This window comes from Commensalibacter sp. A3DC, assembly GCF_047307945.1.
GTDB lineage: Bacteria > Pseudomonadota > Alphaproteobacteria > Acetobacterales > Acetobacteraceae > Commensalibacter > Commensalibacter melissae.
The window spans coordinates 1-19985 of record NZ_JAXOQA010000008.1 but is presented as its reverse complement, the minus strand read 5'-3'; the positions used below and the strand labels follow the sequence as shown (position 1 = coordinate 19985).

Below are 19985 nucleotides of genomic sequence, written 5' to 3'. Positions count from 1 at the left end.
CTGGCTTTGAATGGATAATAAGCGCTTTTTTCTGGCGACTTTACTTTCTGTTTTAATTCTTTTTGCATTTGAATATTTTACGCCTCAAACGTCTTCAGTGCATGAAAATGAAAAACAGGTGACTCAACAAACTGGAACCGGACAGTCCCAGTCCAATATTCCTCATGAAATTAAAACAATAGCAAAAGTGACTGGTCCTGAAGTGAGAATTCCTTTTGAGGCAAACGCTGTAAAAGGATCAATCAATCTTCGGGGTGCTGTTTTCGATGATTTGGTTTTAAAAAACTATCATGAAACGGTTAAAGCTGATTCACCATTGGTTAGAGTCCTTGACAAGGCAGATAGTAAAAAACCCAATTATATTGAAACAGGTTGGTTTAATACGGATAATACGTCTGTTAAATTTCCTGATTCAACTTCTGTATGGAAGGCGGATGAAGAAAAATTAACTCCTGGCCACCCTTTAACCCTGACTTGGGATAATGGTGCAGGAATTGAATTCCAGAAAATTATTTCACTTGATAAGGAATATCTTTTTCATATTGAGCAAAAGGTTAAGAATAAATCAAGTCAACCCGTTCATTTTGTTTTTTACGGACGTGTTAATCGTGGATATGCACCAAAAGAGGTTGGCGGCTATTTAATGCATGAAGGGCCATTAGGAATTATAAATGATCGTCTGGAACAAAATTCCTATAAATATCTGCGGGAAAATTCCAAAGGGGAACATCATATTGCCTGGAGTCAGAACAGTAAAGGGGGCTGGGCGGGTATAACCGATAAATACTGGTTAAATGCCATTGTTCCACAACAGGATAAGAATGTGACAGTTCATTATGGATTTGTTCCAGAAGATCATGCGAATAATTCAGGAGATTCAGAAAATCAAAAAGGGACATACCAGGTTGGTTTCACTTCACAACAGCCAATTTCTGTAGGACCTGGTGAGGTTGTCGTAACGGATGGAAATGTATTTTCTGGTGCGAAGGAACTTCACCTTCTTAACCGCTATGAAAAAGAATATCATATTCCCAATTTCTGGAAATCTGTTGATTTCGGGTGGTTTTCATTTCTTACCTATCCAATTTTTATCGTTCTGGATTGGTTAAATAGTTTATGGGGTAATTTCGGTCTTGCTTTATTAACATTTACCTTGATTGTAAAGCTTGTTTTTTATCCTTTGGCTTCAAAACAATTTCATTCGATGGGCAAGATGAAAGAATTGCAGCCAAAAATGAAAGAAATTCGTGAACGCTATAAAGGCGACCAGGCACAGATGAATCAGCAGATGATGCTATTGTACAAGGAGCAGGGGGTAAATCCTGCCAGTGGTTGTTTGCCGATGTTAATTCAGATTCCGATTTTCTGGTGTTTGTATAAGGATTTGTACGTCACAATTGAAATGCGACATGCGCCGTTTTTTGGATGGATTCATGATTTGTCAGCACCGGATCCAACGAATATACTGAATTTATTTGGTCTTATTCCTTTTGATCCTTCTGTTATTTCACCTTTGTTGCATGTCGGTATTTGGCCTTTGTTATTCGGGGCAACAATGTTCTTGCAGCAAAAATTGAATCCTGCAGTAATTGATCCTGTCCAGAAGAAAATGTTTCAATTGATGCCAGTTATTTTTATGGTTGTACTGGCTACGCAACCTGTTGGATTGGTAATTTATTATAGTTGGAATAACCTGTTAACAGCAATTCAGCAGCTTGTTATTCAAAAACATATGGCAATCAAGGAAAAGCAAGCCATTTCTAAATCAAAAAAAGGATAGGTGGCCATGTTTTCAAAAGATGGCATATCCACTCATCAAAATGATGAAAATGCCCAGTTTATTGAAGCTGGGCGGCTTCTTTTTTCTCGAGAAGCAAAATTTTTCTTTGGTGCACAACGGTTAAATCAGCTTGAACCCTCCTTATTACCGGAAGTTGCTTTTGCCGGACGTTCAAATGTAGGTAAATCGAGTTTGATTAATGCGTTAACAGGACAAAAAATGCTGGCAAGAGCTTCTTCAGAGCCAGGAAGAACTCAACAATTGAATTTTTTCAATATTGGTGGTTGTTTGGTCTTTGTTGATATGCCAGGCTATGGTTATGCCAAGGCCTCTCAATCCGTTAAAAAAGATTGGCAAAAGATGATGTTTTCCTTTTTAAGGGGAAGACCAACGCTTTTAAGGGTTATGCTTTTGCTTGACGCTCGTATAGAGCTTAAAGAAAGTGATCATCAGATTATGAATTTATTGGATAGAGCGGCTGTTACATTTCAGATTGTAATGACAAAATGTGATGGTTTGAGCTCGGTTCAATTTTCACAAAAAGAACAAGAGATAAAGGACTTGATTGCAAAACATACTGCTGCCTATCCTTATATACGTTTTACAAGCAGTCAAAAAAATATAGGTATTCAAGAACTTCGGGCTGATTTGGCTCAGCTTATCTAAGAGAATCATCAGGATTTAACTATTATGGGTAATCATCAATCGTTAGAGTCAGTTAAGGAAGCTGCCAAAGAGGCGCATGAACAAGCCAAGACGCTTGCAAGAGCCTTGCCATATTTAAGACGCTATACGGGTGATACGATTGTTATCAAATATGGTGGTCATGCCATGGTTGACAATCACTTGTCAAACGATTTCGGTCATGATATTGCGCTTTTGAAACAGGTTGGAATCAATCCAATAATTGTTCATGGGGGAGGTCCCCAAATAAATCAAATGCTGAAGCGGATGGAAATTGAATCGAATTTCATTGATGGTTTGCGTATTACGAGTGAGGCTATAATTGATGTGATTGAAATGGTTCTGGCCGGGACAGTCAACAAGCAGGTTGCGACCCTCATTAATCAGGCTGGCGCTTTGGCAGTGGGTATATCAGGTAAAGACGGCGGCTTAATCGAGGCGCACAAGCTTGTTAAACATGTCTGGGATGAAACTCTCAAGTGTGAGAAAACAATTGACTTGGGACTGGTTGGTGAACCTGTTCATATTGATCCTAGGGTTTTATATGCTTTATCTGGTTCTGGACTAATTCCTGTTGTCGCACCTATTGGAACCGATAAACAGGGGCAAACCTATAATATTAATGCCGATATTGCCGCAGGGTCAATTGCCGGAGCAGTCAGGGCATCAAGATTATTTATGTTAACTGATGTACCGGGTGTCTTGGATAAAGATGGAAATCTTATTTCTGAATTAACGGAAGAGGAAGCCAAGGAAGCAATAGCATCAGGAATTATAACAGGTGGAATGATTCCAAAGATTGAAACATGTCTAGAGGCAGTTAAAGCTGGCGCCCAAGCTGCAGTAATTATGGATGGACGAGTACCACATGCCTGTTTACTGGAATTATTTACTGAAGGTGGATCAGGGACCTTAATTCGTTCTGGTAAAGTATTATAATATAAATTATTTTATTATTTGATAAGGGAAAAAATTTATGACAGATATAGATGCCTTGCAAAATGAAATTGATAAATTATGGGAAAATCGGGCCCAATTATCGCCCACAACACAGGGAGTTGCAAGGGAAACGGTCGATCAAGTATTAAATCTTCTTGATATTGGCAAGTTACGGGTTGCAACACAAGCCGATCAAAAATGGACAATACATGAATGGATTAAAAAGGCGGTACTCTTGTCTTTTCGTCTTTACGATAATCATGCCATGAAAAGTGAAATTGGCATTGCCGCTTATGATAAAGTTTCATTAAAATTCAACAACTGGGGGGATGCCGATTTTGCAAAAGCCTGTTTTCGTGCTGTTCCAGGATCAATTGTACGTCGTTCAGCCTATATTGCTTCAAATGTTGTTTTGATGCCAAGTTTTGTCAATGTGGGTGCCTATGTGGATAGTGGAACCATGATTGACACTTGGGTAACGGTTGGGAGCTGTGCACAAATCGGTAAAAACTGTCATATCAGTGGTGGTGTGGGTATTGGTGGAGTATTGGAACCCCTGCAGGCTGCTCCAGTCATTATTGAAGATGATTGTTTTATCGGAGCCCGCTGTGAAGTGGCAGAGGGAGTTATTGTTGAAAAAGGCAGTGTCCTTTCAATGGGTGTATTTTTAGGTGCGTCAACGAAAGTAATTGATCGTAATACCGGAGAAGTGTTCATGGGACGGGTACCAGCTTATTCAGTTGTTGTTCCCGGAACCCTTCCGCCTAAAAAAGCGGTAAGTGAAGACGGCAATACTTTACCTGGATTGGCTTGCGCGGTTATTATCAAACGTGTAGATGAAAGGACACGCTCAAAAACTTCAATCAATGAGCTGTTAAGAAGTTAAATACTGAAAAAGATTGGTTCCATTTAATATGCACGATCCCGTGAAGCTATTGCAAGATCTGATTCGTTGTCCGTCAGTTACACCACAAGATCTTGGAGCGCAGGATATTTTAAAAACAAGACTGAAAAAGATCGGTTTTGAAATATATGATTTGCCTTATGGTGAAGGTAATGACAACGTTTTGAATTTTTTTGCGCGTTACGGGACAGGAAAGCCACATTTATGTTTTGCTGGTCATACAGATGTTGTTCCTGCGGGGAATAATCATTGGCAACACAATCCTTTTCAAGGCGTTATTGAAGATAATATCATTTACGGACGTGGTGCCTGTGATATGAAAGGTGGCATTGCTGCATTTGTAACAGCGGTTGAAAATTTCCTATCTCTTCAAGCTAATTTTACTGGGTCATTAAGTTTTTTGATTACCGGAGATGAAGAAGGGCCCGGTGTTAATGGTACTGTTAAAGTACTTGAGTGGATGAAGGAAAAAAAACATATTCCTGATTTTTGTCTGGTGGGTGAACCAACATCAGCACAGGAGTTGGGTGATGTAATTAAAATTGGGCGTCGGGGTAGTTTGAATGCGGTTATTACTGTTGAAGGTATCCAGGGACATGTCGCCTATCCTCATCTTGCAGATAATCCAATTCATAAATTGATAGAAATATTATCCTCTTTAACAACATTATCTTTAGACAAGGGGAATAAATGGTTTCAGCCTTCATCTGTTCAAGTGACATCTATTGATGTAGGGAATAAAACGACAAATTTAATTCCTGCCACTGCGACGGCGCGGTTAAATATTCGTTTCAATCATTTACATAATGGAAATTCTTTAATAGGCTGGATTGAAACTCAAGCAAGACGTGTTGCAGAACATTGTCAAATAGATATAGTTGTATCTGGTGAGGCATTTTTGACAGAACCAGGAAATGAAGTGCAGGCAATTCGTTTGGCAATTGAAGAAATATCATCTGTCAAACCACGTCTGGATACAGGGGGGGGAACCTCCGATGCCCGGTTTATTTCAAATTATTGTAATGTTGCTGAATTTGGTCTTGTCGGGCAAACTATGCATAAAGTGAATGAAGCTGTACCCATTGAAGATTTAAAAAAATTAAGTTCAATTTACACACAGTTTTTGAAAAATTATTTCCTATGACACTTAATTCAAATAATCAAAAGAAATCTTCTGATTCAAAGCTCAAAGATATTTTCAAGGGAATGCTTGCTCTGGGGGGTGGTAAAGAAGAAGGGATAAATTTGTTTCCCTCTTCAACAGATGGAGTGTTAAGTGCTCTGGCACCGTGGATAGCATTATTAGTGGTCATTGATGGTTTTAATATATTAAGTATTGTTCAGGCAAAAAAAGCATATTTATTTATTTTTACCATATCATTATTTTTATATAAATTATGTACAGTATTACTTATACCGATTTTGATTCATTCTTTTTCCGTCCTTTGGCATAAGGAAAGATTTTGGAAAAGAACAGTTTCAAGTTATTGTTGGTGTCAATGGATGCCAATTTTAGATTTGATTATAGGTATGATGATTGTATCGTTACCTGGTTTTACGCCATCAATTATATTGGGCTTTATGGCGGTTTTAATGATTTTATATCTGGCTTACATGATCTGGATATCATGGATGACGATTAAAGTGGGATTACAGATTAACAATAAACAATCTCTAATCGTTGTTATCAGTTTGTTTTTTTCAGAAGTAATATTGTTGTTTGTTTTGTCAATTTGTAACAGTGATACACTTGTCAGATTATCACATGAATTGTCAGCTGTTCACTGAAAAGGGTCATCTGGATAGGTTATTTCCTTGAGGAACAAACCAGTTGCAGGAGCTTTGATTCCTGCCAATTTTCTATCTCTACCCTGTAAAATTGCATAGGCCTGTTTTATTGGCCAATATCCGTCTCCAATCATTTTAAGGGTTCCTACCATATTACGTACTTGATGATGTAAAAATGAACGGGCCTGTGTTTCAAAATAAATTTTATCATCAATTTGATAAACGTTAAATTTGTCCAAAATACGGATTGGTGACTTTGCCTGACATGCAGTAGCTCTGAATGATGTAAAATCATGGCTTCCCAATAAGGTTTGAGCAGCTTCGTTCATAGCATCGACATTTAATTTCTTTCGTACATGCCATACATGATTAATATCCAAAGCAGGACGGCTCTGACGGTTGAGAATGACATAAATATATTTTCGTTTTATTGCAGAAAAACGTGCATTCCATTCTGCATTAACCAGCCCTGATTGCAAGATTGTAACGGCATGAGGTTTCATATAGTAATTTAAGCCATCGCGAATTTTTTTGGCTGTTAAGGGTATATGTGCCGGAAAATCAAGATGGGCCACTTGTCCCAAGGCATGAACACCGGCATCTGTCCGACCGGCGGTAATGCTGGCTATTTTAAATTGACCGTTGCATAGTTTGCAGGCAGCCTCTTCTAATATTTGCTGAACAGAAAGGCCGTTATCCTGCCGTTGCCATCCAACAAGACCTGTACCATCATATTCGATTTTGACGGCCCATCTCTGTATGGTAAAATTCATTAGACAAGTTTTGTATTTAATTTGAGATGATAACCTTTGAGAAATTCATTGATTGGCATTTTTTTCTTTCCAGTCAATTGTAATTCCAGAATTTTAAGGACCTGATTTTCACCACATGCCACATAAAAATCAGGATGTATAATTGTTCCAGATTCTGCCATGCTTGATTGAGAGCTGAGCTCAGCTTTAAGAATCTTAAGTAATTTTCCTTCTAGAAAGCAGAATGTCCCAGGCCAGGGTGTCAAGGCACGAATTTGTCGATCAATAGATTCAGCTGATTGATTCCAATCAATTTTGCCATCCTCTTTTGTCAATTGCCTAGCGTAGGTTGCGAGCCCTGATAATTGTGGAACTGGTTTTGAATTTGGATTTTCTGTCAATTCTGAAAGGGTTTCAAGTATGAGTTCACCCCCTAATTGCGCAAGTTGATCGTGAAGAATTTGAGTTGTCGTTTTTTTTGTAATTGGAATAGACTTTTCAATATAAACGGCTCCTGTGTCAAGACCTTTGTCCATCTGCATTATGCTGACACCTGATTTTTGGTCACCTGACCAGATTGCCGTCTGAATGGGCGAGGCTCCTCGCCAGCGTGGAAGAAGACTTGCATGGATATTGATACAGCCTAATTTAGGTAGTGTAAGTATTTCCTCAGGTAGAATAAGTCCGTAAGCTGCAACTATGGCTATATCAGGATTAAAAGAAGCGAACTGTTCAAATTCTTTTGGCTGGTTTTTTAATTTGATGGGTGAAAAGACGGGAATATGCAATTGCTCGGCAATATTTTGCACGGCACAGGGAGTTATTTTCCTCCCTCTGCCAGCAGGGCGGGGAGGTTGACAATATACGGCAACAATTTCATGTCCGGCTTGATAAAGTGCCTGTAAAGCGGGAACAGCAAAATCCGGTGTTCCCATGAAGACAATACGCATCCTAGCTTCTCGTATATATAATTAGCGGTGTCTTTTTTGCTCTTTGATAATTTTACGCATAATAATGTTACGTTTAAGGCTTGAAATATGATCCACAAACAATATTCCATCAAGATGATCTGTTTCATGTTGAATACAACGTGCAAGCAATCCATCAGCCTCCATTTCTTGGCGACTTCCATTAATATCCATATAGCTGATTTTAATTTTTTCAGGGCGAATTACATCGGAATATTGATCTGGAAAAGACAAGCAACCTTCTTTATAACTTTCCAATTCTTCTGATTTCTCAATAACTTCAGGATTTATAATGACAATTTTTTCTGACTGATTATTCTGCATGAGATCAATAACGAAAAATCTCAGCCCAATTCCAACCTGAGGAGCAGCCAAACCGATACCACCTGCCTTGTACATGGTTTCAAACATCATGGGTAAAAGTTCTTTTACGTCTTTCAAATCCTCTTTTTCAACGATTTTGTTTTTTTTACGTAAAAAAGGGTTGGTTGCAAGTAAAACAGGTCTTGTTTCAATATCGTCATTCATTTTCTAAATTTGTGCCATAGTTTAAATTATTCTATCATTGTCTATATAAAGATTTAATATATTAATACAATATTTTGTTATAGTGCGAAATCTAATTTTAAAAGATATAATACTTGTAGTCCTTGGCGATTATTCCATATAATAAATATAGATAGGTGCCATTTTGGGCCTAGTTATATGTCTCGCTTCAATATATTAAAGGAGGGGGCTTTCATGTCAGGAAGGCTTTTTACATCGCCTATGTTCCTGGGCTTTGATCATTTGGAACAGATTTTAGAACGAGCGGCAAAATCGACTTCTGATGGTTATCCGCCCTATAATATAGAACAAATTGGATCTTCCAGTTTACGGATTACCTTGGCTGTGGCTGGTTTCATGATGGAAGATTTGCAAATAACGCAGGAAGATAATCAGCTGGTCATTCGTGGCAGGCAGCTTGAAGATAATGAAGAGCGTGTATTTCTTTACCGAGGAATTGCGGCAAGGCAATTTCAGAGAGCTTTTATTTTGGCTGAGGGTATCAAGGTTGAACGAGCATGGCTGGATAATGGTTTGCTTCATATTGATATTATCCGTCCCAAACCGGAGACAAGAATTCGCCATATTGAAATAGTACAAAATTCCAATGCAAGGCGTAAATCATATAATAAAGTTATGTCACAGAAAGTTGGCACATCAGATGCCTATCGCTCTGGTGCGATACGAAGTTTGCAACTTACAGAAAAAGAATGATATTATATTAAAAGATGCAGGATTATCTTGCCATCTGTTTTTAAAGGAGGTCTTGATCAATTATGAAAGATTTCGACATCAAGGAAAAATCTAAATTAATTGCGACCCAGGAAGGTAGTGACGTTGTTGATGTTCGTCATTTAACAGACAATCAGCTAAAAGCCTTGGGTGTGTCCCAACTGGCTTACGTAAAGGAAATCACGATCAATGGTGAACAGGCATTTGCCATTCATGCGGCTGATGGGACACCTATGGCAGTGACAGATAATGCCAAGACAGCATATGCTGCGATCTTGCAGCAGGAAATGATGCCTATCATGGTTCATTAATTGATAATAACAAGATAATATTCAATATAAAAAACAGGGATAACTCCCTGTTTTTTGTTCAAGATATCATTCCTGAATCCAGTAGGATTATCCTATCTTCATTTTGCTTATATATGACATTGATACGGTTATTATCCAGATTTTTAAACATCAATACCGGTCTTTCTGATAAATCTAGAACCATGATGGCATCTTGAAGCGATAATGTGTCTATATGAGTCGTTTTTTTATCAATGATTTTTGCATCTTTTTGAGATTCCACCGATGTTTCCAAGGGGATATCATTATCAATAATATATTGGTTGCCTTCGAATAATTCATGAGCGGGAGGGGCATGATCTCTTTTTGTAATCAACCTTCCCTTATATTTTTTCAGTCTGTTATGTAAATGTTCAAGGGCAATATTAAAAGATTCTTGTACATTATCTGCATTTGCCTCTCCACGTAATGAAAGGGATCGAGAAGCATGGATATGTATCTGACAACGATAATCGGATGGGGATTTGTTAAATGTTACTGAACAATCAACGATATTTTTAAAATATTTTTGCGTGATTTCTTGAAGATTTTGATTAATCTTGTTTCTAAACCAATCAGGAATATCAATTTTATTACCAAAGATGGAAATATCCATTACGGTTCTCCCTTAGTTATATTCCTTACTATTCTAGTATCTAATTTTTCAAAATTAAAGCTTTATCAACGCGTGGGTGGTAATTGTTCTATCATTTTGATTAACGGTAAGATCTATAGTTAACTTTTAACCGTTAAGGTGAATTATAATGTGAATTTTTCCCCCAAATAAACTCTACGTACATCTTCATGAGCGACCACTTCTTCAGGACGTCCTTCCATAAGAAGCTGGCCACTGTTCATGATATATGCCCTATCAATAATTTCCAGGGTTTCTCTTACATTATGATCCGTAATTAACACACCAATTTCACGATCCTTGAGATGGGAAACAAGATCACGAATTTCTCCGACAGCAATTGGATCAATTCCAGCTAAGGGCTCATCCAGAAGAATGTAATTCGGATCGCTGGCAAGCGCTCGGGCGATTTCCAAACGGCGTCTTTCTCCACCAGATAGGGAAAGGGAGGGGGAATGTCGTAAATGTGAAATTCCGAATTCCGCCAATAATCCATCAAGCGTTTCATGTCTTTTATCGGCATTGGATTCAACAACTTCCAGAACTGCCATAATATTTTGTTCTACATTCAACCCCCTAAATATACTTGCCTCTTGAGGCAGATAACCAATGCCAAGTCTTGCTCGCCGATACATTGGCAATTTGGTAATATCTGTGTTATCAAGACGAATTGATCCTGTATCTGGCTGAACTAACCCAACAATCATATAAAAACTTGTAGTCTTGCCAGCACCATTTGGGCCCAAAAGACCGACAGCTTCTCCTCGATGAACGCGTAAAGACACGTTTTTGACAACCTGTCGTTTTTTATAGGTTTTTCCTATGTTGTCTGCAAATAGCCCTTCATTATCAGGTAAATTTTTGGTTGATGATGTATTATTGGAAGCAGATTCGGTTTCAGGCATGGAATTTGAAACTCACTTATAAAAATTAAAAACTATTTTTTATCGCTTGGTTGATTATTTTGATTTGCTTGGTTTGGAACGACCAGTCCCTGGACTCTTTGACCAGGCATTTCTGTCATGTGAGCAATACCGGTATGCATGTTGATAATGGCAGCATGACCATTTAGCTGGTTTTGGCCTCTTGTGATATGAACATTGCCCACGATGCGGGCGATTCCTGTATTGGGAACATAAACACCGCGGTCTCCACGAACAGTTTCAGATTGGGTTCGCACGACAACGTTACCAAATGCGTTGACTTTTTCCAACTTTCCGGATTTGGTAAGGTCATCAGATTTCTTACTGTCAGTCACGTTATTTTTTTGTTCAGGTTTTTTTTGATCATCAGGGCTGCTATAGCCAACCAGTACATCCGCATTGATTTGTCGACCATCCTTGATATTAATTACGGTTGCATCACCCCGACCAACTGACATTCTGGTTTGGGAGTGATATTCCATGGCATCTTTTGCGGTCATGACATTTTGAGGGGTGGTTAATTTCATATGTTTACCCGTTAAAACCAGGGTTGCCTGATCAATATCATAAACTGCTTTATCTCCCCAGGCCTGATCGGTATTCGTATAAATATGAACATGACCATAAGCGTACAGACGATATATTTCATTTGAACCTGAATCGCTTTGAGTTATATCACCGCTTTTTTGTTGAGGATTGGGGTTTTGGGAGGACTTTGATTCTGTATCGCCAGCTTTTTTTCGATAATAGGCGATAAGTCTGTCTGCTGTGACCGTTACATTTTCACGAACTGCCTTGGCTTGATTATAGGCGGTCACTTTTTTGGCGTTTTGATCCCAGTCAAATCCTCCAAGAGCTGTAACCGTAATCTGTCCACCATGTGATAGATCTATACTTTGACCATGGACAGTATGGATGTTGAAAAAACCATAAAAGATACTTGAAATGGCAAAAGGTAATAAATTGCGTTTATTCATCAATTTTATTCCGATGATTTAGCTTGAGTAGGATTGGAGGAATTATTTTTTTTATCATCATTCAAGACCAATCGGCCTGGTCCCTTAAATTGAGCAATTCCGGCATGCAAGTCAAGGAAATAGGTTTGGGCATCCAAGATGCCAAAGGGTCCTTCAGCATGAATCCAGTTGTTGCCAGTCACAACAGAAGACTTTAAAGCAACGTCTGCCATATCGCTATACATGAAAACTCCATCATTTCGGTATAAAACAACATGTTTTATCAATCCTAAATCCTGTTCATGCTGTGTATAATTTCCCTTGTCTGCCGTGACCATCATCCAAACATTGTCCTGCAATAAAATATCAGCTTTTGGATTGCCTAGATGGATAAGATTGCTATTGTTAGATTTCTGAACAACTTTTTCAGATGTTATGGTGTAGGGTCGATTATGTGTATCCAAGCCATGAAAAGTAGCGTCAATCATGGTTCCACTTTCAATCTTGATACGGGAAAGCTGTTTCATCACTTCCTTGTTGGTATGCAAAGCCCGATCAATCTCCGGCCAGACAGCAATGGAACTTAACAAAACAAGGGCTGTAATTGGTAGGCCCCATTTAACCCACTTCATAATGGTGTTCCGGCGTTCCATTTCTGCGGGTTTAGGAATATGCCGTCTTTCAATGATATTTTGTGATCTATGATTTAAATATTTTTCCTTGTCCTGAAAATCGGTTCTTTCAATTTTGTTTTTAGAACTAGATTCTTCATTCGGTTGACTGTTTGTTGACATATTCATGCAATGCCCGCTCGTAAAAGGTCATGAATGTGCAAAACCCCTATTGGATGATTTCTGGAATCCACGACGAATAAACAGGTAATGGGATGACTATCATTATTCATGAGTTTCAGCGCTTCAGCAGCCAGCATATCGGATTTAATGGTCAGGGGCGAGGGATTCATGATTTCTTGAGTTGTCAATTTTCTTATATCTTTGTTGAATGCTCGCCTTAGATCGCCATCTGTTATCAGCCCGATCAGTCTCCCATTTTCAGAAATAATACCAATGCAACCCAAGGCTTTTTGAGTCATTTCCATGATTGCATCTGTGATAGGCATCCTTGAATGCCCCAAGGGGATATCCTTGTCTGTGTGCATTAAATCTTCAACAATCTTAAGTCTGCTGCCCAATCTACCTCCGGGATGATAAATACCGAAATCTGATGCGGTGAAGTGCCTCATTTTCAATAACGTTATTGCCAGGGCATCTCCCATTGCCAGTTGCATTAACGTGCTGGTCGTTGGTGCCAATCCCAGTGGGCATGCCTCCCTTGAATGGGGAAGTGAGAGAATTATGCTGGAATTTTTTGCCAAGGTCGATTGCGGATTGGTTGTTATGCTAATCAATGGGATGCTGAATCGTTTTGCATGAATAATTATATTGAATAATTCCTGGGTTTCACCAGAAGCGGATACAGCCAGAATGATGTCATCTTTTTGAATCATTCCCAGATCTCCATGAGAGGCCTCAGAAGGATGAACAAAGAGAGATGGTGTACCAGTGGAAGCCAGTGTTGATTGAATTTTTTTTGCAATATGCCCAGATTTGCCAATTCCGGTTAATACCACCCGACCATTAATTTCAGATATGAGATTGGCGGTTTCCAAGAAAGATTGAGTAAGTTCGGTTTTGTCTCGAAGTGCATTAATCAAATCCAGGATGCCATTAGATTCTATAGATAGAGCTTCAAGAGCTGTATCAATCTCTGATGAGGCAATTTTGGTCATTTCAATGCACTTGATTAAATTTAATTATTATTAAAACAGATATAATAATATATATAGAGTTTCAAAATGAAATGAAACTGTTAAATTCTTAACCACGATGATCGAATATATCAGGATCTAGATATCCGAGCTGATCCAGGGTGGCTCTTGTTGGTAAAAATGAAAAACAGGCTTCTGCAATTTCCAAACGGTTTTCCCTGATTAATAAAACTTTCAAGATTTCCCACAATTGGTGAAGATAAAGAACATCTGCAGCTGCATAGGTCAATTGTTCAATGCTCAGGGTTGGTGAACCCCAATCTGAAGTTTGTTGCTGTTTACTTAATTCAATATTGAGTAATTCTCTGCATAGAACAGCCAGTCCGTGTTTATCCGTAAAAGTTCTGACCAATTTAGCTGCAATTTTTGTACAAATTACGGATTTCATACTTATTTGAAAGGTTTTTTGTAATATCCCGACATCAAATCGGGCAAAGTGCATTAATTTTGCAATGGAGTGATCAGTAAGTAATTTTTTTAGATTGGGGCAGGAATTGAACCCTTTACCACCAAGCCGTTCGGGTACAAACTGGACAATATGAACCTGTCCATCCCCTTTGCTTAACTGAATCAAACAAAGCCGGTCTCGATCATGATTTAATCCCATGGTCTCAGTGTCAATTGCGACTATTTTTCCAAGATCTAGTCCGGAAGGTATATCATGCTGGTAAAGATGAATATGATCGGGAATTTGTTTATTGTTATTTTTCATAATTTGTCCAAGTGTTTATTAAATTTTAGCAAGAAAAAATGAATTGACTTATAATTTCACATTTCCAAGATCACATAAAATTTTCCAATGTTCTGAACTGATTGGCATTACTGACAATCTGGATTGTTTAATAAGTGTTATATCTTCCAGTTCAGGAATGGATTTGATTTTTTTTAGGGTAATGGGTACAGGTACCGAACATATTGTCTCTACATCCACACAAAACCATCTGTGTTCTGTATCGGTCGGATCGGGATAGGCCTCTTTATCAATTCTTACAATACCAACAATTTCCTTACCTTCATTGGAATGGTAGAAAAAAGCCAGATCATTTTTTTTCATTAATTGTAGATTTTTTTTCGCTTGATGATTTCTCACCCCTGTCCAGGGTTCGATTTTGTTTCTCAATTGTTCCTGCCATGAAAAAGCAGAAGGTTCCGATTTAATTAACCAATAATTTGTCATATTTATAAAACATTTATTTTTTATACCTATTGTATTATTATCACATATTTTGAAAATTTGAATTAAAATTCAGTCAATCTCAAACGGATGAAATTTATTATAACTCTTTAAAAATATGTAAAAAACAATTTTACAATATTTGTTGTCCATTTATTCATTTGCAAACCATCATGATTTATTTGATTTCCGCCAGTTGCAATTGTATCTGTATACTGATAATGATTCTCAATATCTCATGTTATTAATTATCATTATCAGTATTTTATTGGATGGATTTTTAAATTGTCAGGAATAAAAAGGACGCTTCAACCTGTATCATTGGCAGTAATGGTCGGATTATTAGGGAATGCCGCTATCACCAAATCTGCAAATGCAGAAAAATCGAACAATGCTGTTGCAGCATCAGCAAATAAAGTAAATCAACAAATAACAAAAGATCAAACAACAGATAACCAGTCAACAACGAATGAGCATATTCTTGTTCGTGGAAAAAAGAATGATAATATTCTGACGCAGAATACAGGTGTCAGTTTGATGCCACAGGATATCATGCATACCCCTCAGAATATCAATCTTGTTCCGGCCAAAATTATGGAAGAGCAAAATGTCAAATCTCTTGATGAAGCATTAAAAAATGTACCGGGGGTAACCTCTTCCGTTGGGGAGGGACGTGGCGGCATGTCCGGAAATCAGTTTCTCATCCGCGGTTTTCAGGCCCAGAATGATATTTATGAAGATGGCCTGAGAGATTTCGGTGTTTATAGCCGTGACAGTTTCAATTATGAAAATGTTGTGGTTATTAAGGGTCCATCTTCATCTGTATTTGGGAATGGAACTACGGGTGGTGCCATTAATGTTGTAACAAAAAAACCAATTTTGAAAGATCAATATAAAGCTGAATTTACTGGTGGAAACGGTGATTATTACCGTGGCACTTTTGATTTGAACAAGCAGATTAATGATAATATTGCTGTTCGTATGGAAGGTATGGCCAACAGCAATAATGTTGTGGGAAGAGATAATTTATATTCCCATCGTTGGGGTCTGGCGCCATCCATAGCTTTTGGTCTGGGAACAGATTTAAGTTATGTTTTGCAATTTGTACATCAACAGGATGATCGCATTCCTGATTATGGTGTTCCTGTAATTACAAAACCTGGTCATACAATTGGTAGACCTGCGACTGAATATGGAATAAGAAGGGGAAATTGGTATGGTAACAAAATGGATAAGGACCAAACCCAGGATAACCAGGTTACGGGACGCTTAACCTATAACATCACTCCTGATATTGTTATCCATAACGATACTCGATATGGTAATTATCAACGTCAGTTTTCTGTTACACGACCTAAATGTACGCCAGCAGATTGTAGTGACCCATATTTTGATGGTCGTCCTCAGGATGCTATTATTCAAACGGCAGGTCCAAGTCCATATGAACAGAGCACTTGGTCGTTCCAAAACGTTTTATCAACAATTGCCAATTTCAATACAAGTTTTATCAAACATCAATTAACGGCTGGTGTTGACATTGCCTATGCTCATGAAAGCCGTCATTACGGGCAATTTTCCGCATCCCTGCCAAACAACAATCTTGTTCATCCAACGGATGCGATTGATTATCCAATACATATCATGCCTGGTGATCCCAACAGTAAAGTAGGGGATCCATCCCGTAGATATGGGCATTCCCGTGATGTTGGTGTTTTCTTGTATGACCAGATATGGTTCACCAAAGCCTGGTCAATTAAGGGTGGTTTCCGTTATGACAACTGGGAAGCGTTTTATAATACCCAAGGGGGCAAATCCTTTACAACGCACCGTATGTCGACGAACGATAATGTGTTCAATCCGACAGTAAGTTTGCTCTTCAATCCTGATGAAAATCAGGCCTACTATTTCACATGGTCATCCTCTACAACGCCATTAGGTATGTATTTGACGAATTCGTATGCACCGATGAAGGATGGTCAAAACGGAATGAAACCGGAAAAAAGCCATTTATATGAACTGGGTGGAAAATGGAGTCTTTTGAATCAGCGGTTGGGACTGACAGCATCTTTGTTCCATCTTGAAAAAAGCAACCAGATGGTTAGTGATCCATTGTCAGGAGCGGTGACAAGTACGGGTGACAAAGGTTACAATCAGGGGATTGAATTGGGTATATCCGGTAATATTACGAATAATTGGAGCGTTTATGGTGCCTTTGCTGCATATCATAGCAAAGTTACAGGTTCTTTAACGCCTAATGTCAAGGGAAATCGCATGTTCTATGTTCCCTCTCATCAGGGAAATTTATGGACAACGTATAATATAATGCCCAATACACCATACAACCTGTTGATTGGTGGAGGTGTAACATGGCGTGGACCAGTTTATTTGAATAACAGAAACAATGCAAAAGTACCATCAAATGTAACGATTGATGCCATGCTTTCTCATAAATTCGACGATCATTGGAAAGTGTCGTTCAATATTTACAATCTGACCAACCGTTTGAACTATGACTCTTTATTCAGTAATCGTGTGACACCATCTAATGGTAGAGCATTTATGTTCAGTTTGAACATGTTAGAATAACTTCAAAATATAATTAGGTTAGTTTGATGATCATTCATATTCCTCAAGTTTTAAATAAAGAAGAGTTGGCTTACGTTCAGTCTGTTTATAGACGGGCGCCTTTTGTAGATGGTAAGGTAACAGCAGGTGAACAATCTGCCCAGGTCAAGCGTAATATACAAATTGACCAGAAATCATCCGAAAGTAAAGAATTGGGAGAAATTATATTGAAAGCTCTGGGACGTAATCCGATTTTCAATTCCGCAGTTGTTCCTTATCGGGTTTGCCCGCCTTTATTCAACCGTTATGATGAAGGCATGGAGTTTCCCGATCATGTTGATAATGCGTTACGTCCAATTCATGAAGCCAATATGCGTATCAGAACGGATGTATCCTCGACTTTGTTTTTAAATAATCCTGTGGATTATGATGGTGGAGAGCTGATCATGCATGATCCAAGTGGTGCGCAATCAATCAAGCTTCCTGCTGGCGACATGATTGTTTACCCAACCTACAGCTTGCATTCTGTCAGTAAAATAACGCGTGGCAGTCGTTGGGCATCTTTTTTCTGGACCCAGTCAATGATTCGAGATTCTGACAAGAGGCGGGTTTTATTTGATCTGGATATGTCGATTATTAAGTTAAGAACCAGAATGGATGATAATGATCCTCAGATTTTAGAGTTGACAAATGTTTATCATAATTTGATGCGATTATGGTGTGAGCTATAGACTGAAATAATTTTTAAAAAAGCACTAAAAAAATAAAGTGCTTTTTTTGATTAAAACCTAATGAAATAAAAACATATTTATTAAATATATTTTTATTTATTGACCTTTATAAATAAAAGAAAACCAATTTGAATGCCATAATGACTGTGCTTACTTGTTCGGTATAATATAAATCAATTATCCGTTGGGTATAGTTTCATTATTCCATAAGGATTCAAATGTTTGTCGTGGTTTGATAACAAATAATCTTTTATCCTTGATCATCAATTGTAAAGCTTGGGGACGGGCATTATAAGAGGAACTCATGACATGTCCATAGGCACCGGCATCCAGAATGGCAATTTCATCATTTTCCCTTAATTGTGGAAGTAACCGTTGGCGAGCAAAAATATCACTGGATTCGCATATTGGACCGTCAATATTCTGTTTTTCCAAGGGACGCTTATATATTTCAGCCTGTATAGGTAAGATACCGTGCCACGCATCGTACATCGCTGGACGCAAAAGGTCGTTCATGGCAGCATCAAGAATAATGAAAGGGGATGCATCTGGTCCATTGTTTTTTCTTCTGACTACTTTGCTGATCAGGATGCCTGCCGGACCAACCAGCCAGCGGCCAGGTTCAATGCAAATACGGATATTAAGGGAAGAGAAAATTTCTTGCATTAAATTAGCTAGAGCATATGGGTCGGACTCTTTTTCGTCATAGTAAGAAATGCCAAAACCACCTCCACAGTCTAGAACAGAGACCTCTAATCCTTCTTTACGTGCTTGTTTAACAAGTTTCGCCATTTTTAAAAAAGCTTTTTTATAGGGCTCTACAGATGAAATCTGACTACCAATATGGACATCAAATCCCAATGGGAGAATATTATCCAGTTGGCTTGCTTCTTTGTAAACCTGAAGAGCTTGCTCATAAGCGATACCAAATTTGTTTTCCGCCAAACCTGTAGTAATTTTATGATGCGTTCTGGCATCGACATCAGGATTGACTCTTAAACAAATTGCAGCTTTTTTTCCTGTATCCATTGCTATTTTAGAAATAAGATGAAGCTCTTCACGGCTCTCAACATTGATTTGGCCTATTTCTAATTGAATGGCGGCTCTTAATTCTTCCTCTGTTTTTCCCACTCCTGAAAAACAAATTTTTCGTGGGTTGATATTGACTTTTAGTGCTCTCTTTAATTCACCCAGACTGACAATGTCAACTCCCGCTCCTTCTTTTGCCAAAAGATCAAGTATGGCCAGATGATCATTTGCTTTCACAGCATAATGAATAGAAATGTCCATTTTGTTTTGCAGAAATGCTTTAGAAAGTTTTTGAAAACGTGATGTTAATATATCTGCATTGATTACCCATACAGGACTACCATAATGATCAGTAAGAGATTGAAGTGGAACTTTACCAAAACAGAGCCCCTTCTTTTCATCAATAATAAAGTCTGGATGCGTTTGTAAAAGGGTTTGATAATTTGTTTCAGGTTCGGTTTTAGAAGATGACATTAATCAAAAAGCCTTTAGTCGGAAAAAAAATAATATTATACTGATTTTATAACAATCTATAAAAAACAGTAGGATAGAATAATATAATTATTCTTTATTAAGGAAAAAAGAAATAGCGATAAGGGATGGAAAATTGAATATTTTTATCAGGATATTTGTATGTACGATATTTATATCGATTTCAACCTTATCCTATTCCGTTCCCGCAAAAGATTTGCCAGGCATTAGCCAAAAAAACAATCATCGACA

General features: G+C 38.1%; 21 protein-coding genes. 10 read left to right on the top strand and 11 right to left on the bottom strand.

The annotated features are described in order from the left end of the window. The first annotated feature begins 10 nt into the window (after positions 1-10). From yidC to U0839_RS01770, 6 genes are read left to right on the top strand one after another with little or no spacing between them, the layout of a single operon-like run. On the top strand, positions 11-1780 hold the full coding sequence (gene yidC / locus U0839_RS01795) for a membrane protein insertase YidC (RefSeq protein WP_413549952.1): 1770 nt from the start codon (positions 11-13) through the stop codon (positions 1778-1780). A 6-nt stretch (positions 1781-1786) separates the two neighbouring features. Next, a complete protein-coding gene (gene yihA / locus U0839_RS01790; RefSeq protein WP_155565574.1) occupies positions 1787-2446 on the top strand; it encodes a ribosome biogenesis GTP-binding protein YihA/YsxC in 660 nt (219 codons plus the stop codon). Positions 2447-2470: 24 nt separating this feature from the next. After that, positions 2471-3403 carry an acetylglutamate kinase gene (argB, locus tag U0839_RS01785; RefSeq protein ID WP_155568211.1) on the top strand — a complete coding sequence of 311 codons (933 nt, stop codon included), beginning with the start codon at positions 2471-2473 and terminating at the stop codon, positions 3401-3403. Between the two features lie 37 nt (positions 3404-3440). Then, a complete protein-coding gene (dapD, locus tag U0839_RS01780; protein WP_155565572.1) occupies positions 3441-4289 on the top strand; it encodes a 2,3,4,5-tetrahydropyridine-2,6-dicarboxylate N-succinyltransferase in 849 nt (282 codons plus the stop codon). Between the two features lie 28 nt (positions 4290-4317). Then, on the top strand, positions 4318-5451 hold the full coding sequence (gene dapE / locus U0839_RS01775) for a succinyl-diaminopimelate desuccinylase (RefSeq protein ID WP_155565571.1): 1134 nt from the start codon (positions 4318-4320) through the stop codon (positions 5449-5451). Further along, the gene (locus U0839_RS01770) at positions 5448-6095 is read left to right on the top strand and encodes a hypothetical protein (RefSeq protein ID WP_155565570.1); all 648 of its coding nucleotides are present in this window, start codon (positions 5448-5450) and stop codon (positions 6093-6095) included. Before dapE ends, U0839_RS01770 begins: the two co-directional genes overlap by 4 nt. Here the strand turns inward: U0839_RS01770 and truA are convergent. The 3 genes from truA to def are packed head-to-tail and all read right to left on the bottom strand — an operon-like array spanning position 6089 to position 8343. Beyond that, a complete protein-coding gene (gene truA, locus U0839_RS01765; protein ID WP_155565569.1) occupies positions 6089-6868 on the bottom strand; it encodes a tRNA pseudouridine(38-40) synthase TruA in 780 nt (259 codons plus the stop codon). The two genes, U0839_RS01770 and truA, sit on opposite strands and share 7 nt — an antisense overlap. Then, positions 6868-7797, bottom strand: coding sequence for a methionyl-tRNA formyltransferase (fmt, locus tag U0839_RS01760; RefSeq protein ID WP_122123700.1), 930 nt, complete (start codon positions 7795-7797; stop codon positions 6868-6870). The genes truA and fmt overlap by 1 nt, the downstream gene beginning before the upstream one ends. A 21-nt stretch (positions 7798-7818) precedes the next feature. Then, on the bottom strand, positions 7819-8343 hold the full coding sequence (def, locus tag U0839_RS01755; protein ID WP_413549948.1) for a peptide deformylase: 525 nt from the start codon (positions 8341-8343) through the stop codon (positions 7819-7821). A 213-nt stretch (positions 8344-8556) separates the two neighbouring features. On the opposite strand from def, the gene U0839_RS01750 reads away from it, so the two are divergent. Together U0839_RS01750 and U0839_RS01745 are read left to right on the top strand one after the other, a co-directional pair. Continuing rightward, positions 8557-9075 carry an Hsp20 family protein gene (locus tag U0839_RS01750; RefSeq protein WP_122123698.1) on the top strand — a complete coding sequence of 173 codons (519 nt, stop codon included), beginning with the start codon at positions 8557-8559 and terminating at the stop codon, positions 9073-9075. A 62-nt stretch (positions 9076-9137) separates the two neighbouring features. Further along, positions 9138-9404, top strand: coding sequence for a DUF1150 family protein (locus U0839_RS01745; RefSeq protein ID WP_413549947.1), 267 nt, complete (start codon positions 9138-9140; stop codon positions 9402-9404). Between the two features lie 58 nt (positions 9405-9462). On the opposite strand, the gene hpf is transcribed toward U0839_RS01745, so the two are convergent. The 7 genes from hpf to U0839_RS01710 form a co-directional block, all read right to left on the bottom strand. Then, the gene (hpf, locus tag U0839_RS01740; RefSeq protein WP_413549946.1) at positions 9463-10038 is read right to left on the bottom strand and encodes a ribosome hibernation-promoting factor, HPF/YfiA family; all 576 of its coding nucleotides are present in this window, start codon (positions 10036-10038) and stop codon (positions 9463-9465) included. A 143-nt stretch (positions 10039-10181) separates the two neighbouring features. After that, positions 10182-10961: an LPS export ABC transporter ATP-binding protein gene (lptB, locus tag U0839_RS01735; RefSeq protein ID WP_122123696.1), complete on the bottom strand. Its 780-nt coding sequence runs from the start codon at positions 10959-10961 to the stop codon at positions 10182-10184. 32 nt (positions 10962-10993) lie between these two features. Continuing rightward, positions 10994-11956, bottom strand: a complete 963-nt coding sequence (locus U0839_RS01730) for an LptA/OstA family protein (protein WP_155565566.1) — start codon at positions 11954-11956, stop codon at positions 10994-10996. Positions 11957-11961: 5 nt separating this feature from the next. Beyond that, the gene (gene lptC / locus U0839_RS01725; protein WP_230882761.1) at positions 11962-12735 is read right to left on the bottom strand and encodes an LPS export ABC transporter periplasmic protein LptC; all 774 of its coding nucleotides are present in this window, start codon (positions 12733-12735) and stop codon (positions 11962-11964) included. Then, the gene (locus U0839_RS01720; protein WP_155565565.1) at positions 12732-13724 is read right to left on the bottom strand and encodes a KpsF/GutQ family sugar-phosphate isomerase; all 993 of its coding nucleotides are present in this window, start codon (positions 13722-13724) and stop codon (positions 12732-12734) included. Before U0839_RS01720 ends, lptC begins: the two co-directional genes overlap by 4 nt. Before the next feature lie 88 nt (positions 13725-13812). After that, positions 13813-14475: a ribonuclease D gene (locus U0839_RS01715; RefSeq protein WP_155565564.1), complete on the bottom strand. Its 663-nt coding sequence runs from the start codon at positions 14473-14475 to the stop codon at positions 13813-13815. Positions 14476-14523: 48 nt separating this feature from the next. Further along, on the bottom strand, positions 14524-14940 hold the full coding sequence (locus U0839_RS01710) for an EVE domain-containing protein (protein WP_155565563.1): 417 nt from the start codon (positions 14938-14940) through the stop codon (positions 14524-14526). A 282-nt stretch (positions 14941-15222) separates the two neighbouring features. Here U0839_RS01710 and U0839_RS01705 point away from each other — a divergent pair, with 282 nt between their 5' ends. Next, positions 15223-17523 (top strand): TonB-dependent receptor, encoded by a 2301-nt coding sequence (locus U0839_RS01705; protein ID WP_230882760.1) that lies wholly within the window; start codon positions 15223-15225, stop codon positions 17521-17523. A 26-nt stretch (positions 17524-17549) separates the two neighbouring features. Further along, the gene (locus tag U0839_RS01700) at positions 17550-18233 is read left to right on the top strand and encodes a Fe2+-dependent dioxygenase (protein ID WP_413549945.1); all 684 of its coding nucleotides are present in this window, start codon (positions 17550-17552) and stop codon (positions 18231-18233) included. A 177-nt stretch (positions 18234-18410) separates the two neighbouring features. Here U0839_RS01700 and lysA read toward each other — a convergent pair whose 3' ends face one another. Further along, positions 18411-19736 carry a diaminopimelate decarboxylase gene (gene lysA, locus U0839_RS01695; protein WP_413549944.1) on the bottom strand — a complete coding sequence of 442 codons (1326 nt, stop codon included), beginning with the start codon at positions 19734-19736 and terminating at the stop codon, positions 18411-18413. Positions 19737-19985: the final 249 nt, after the last annotated feature.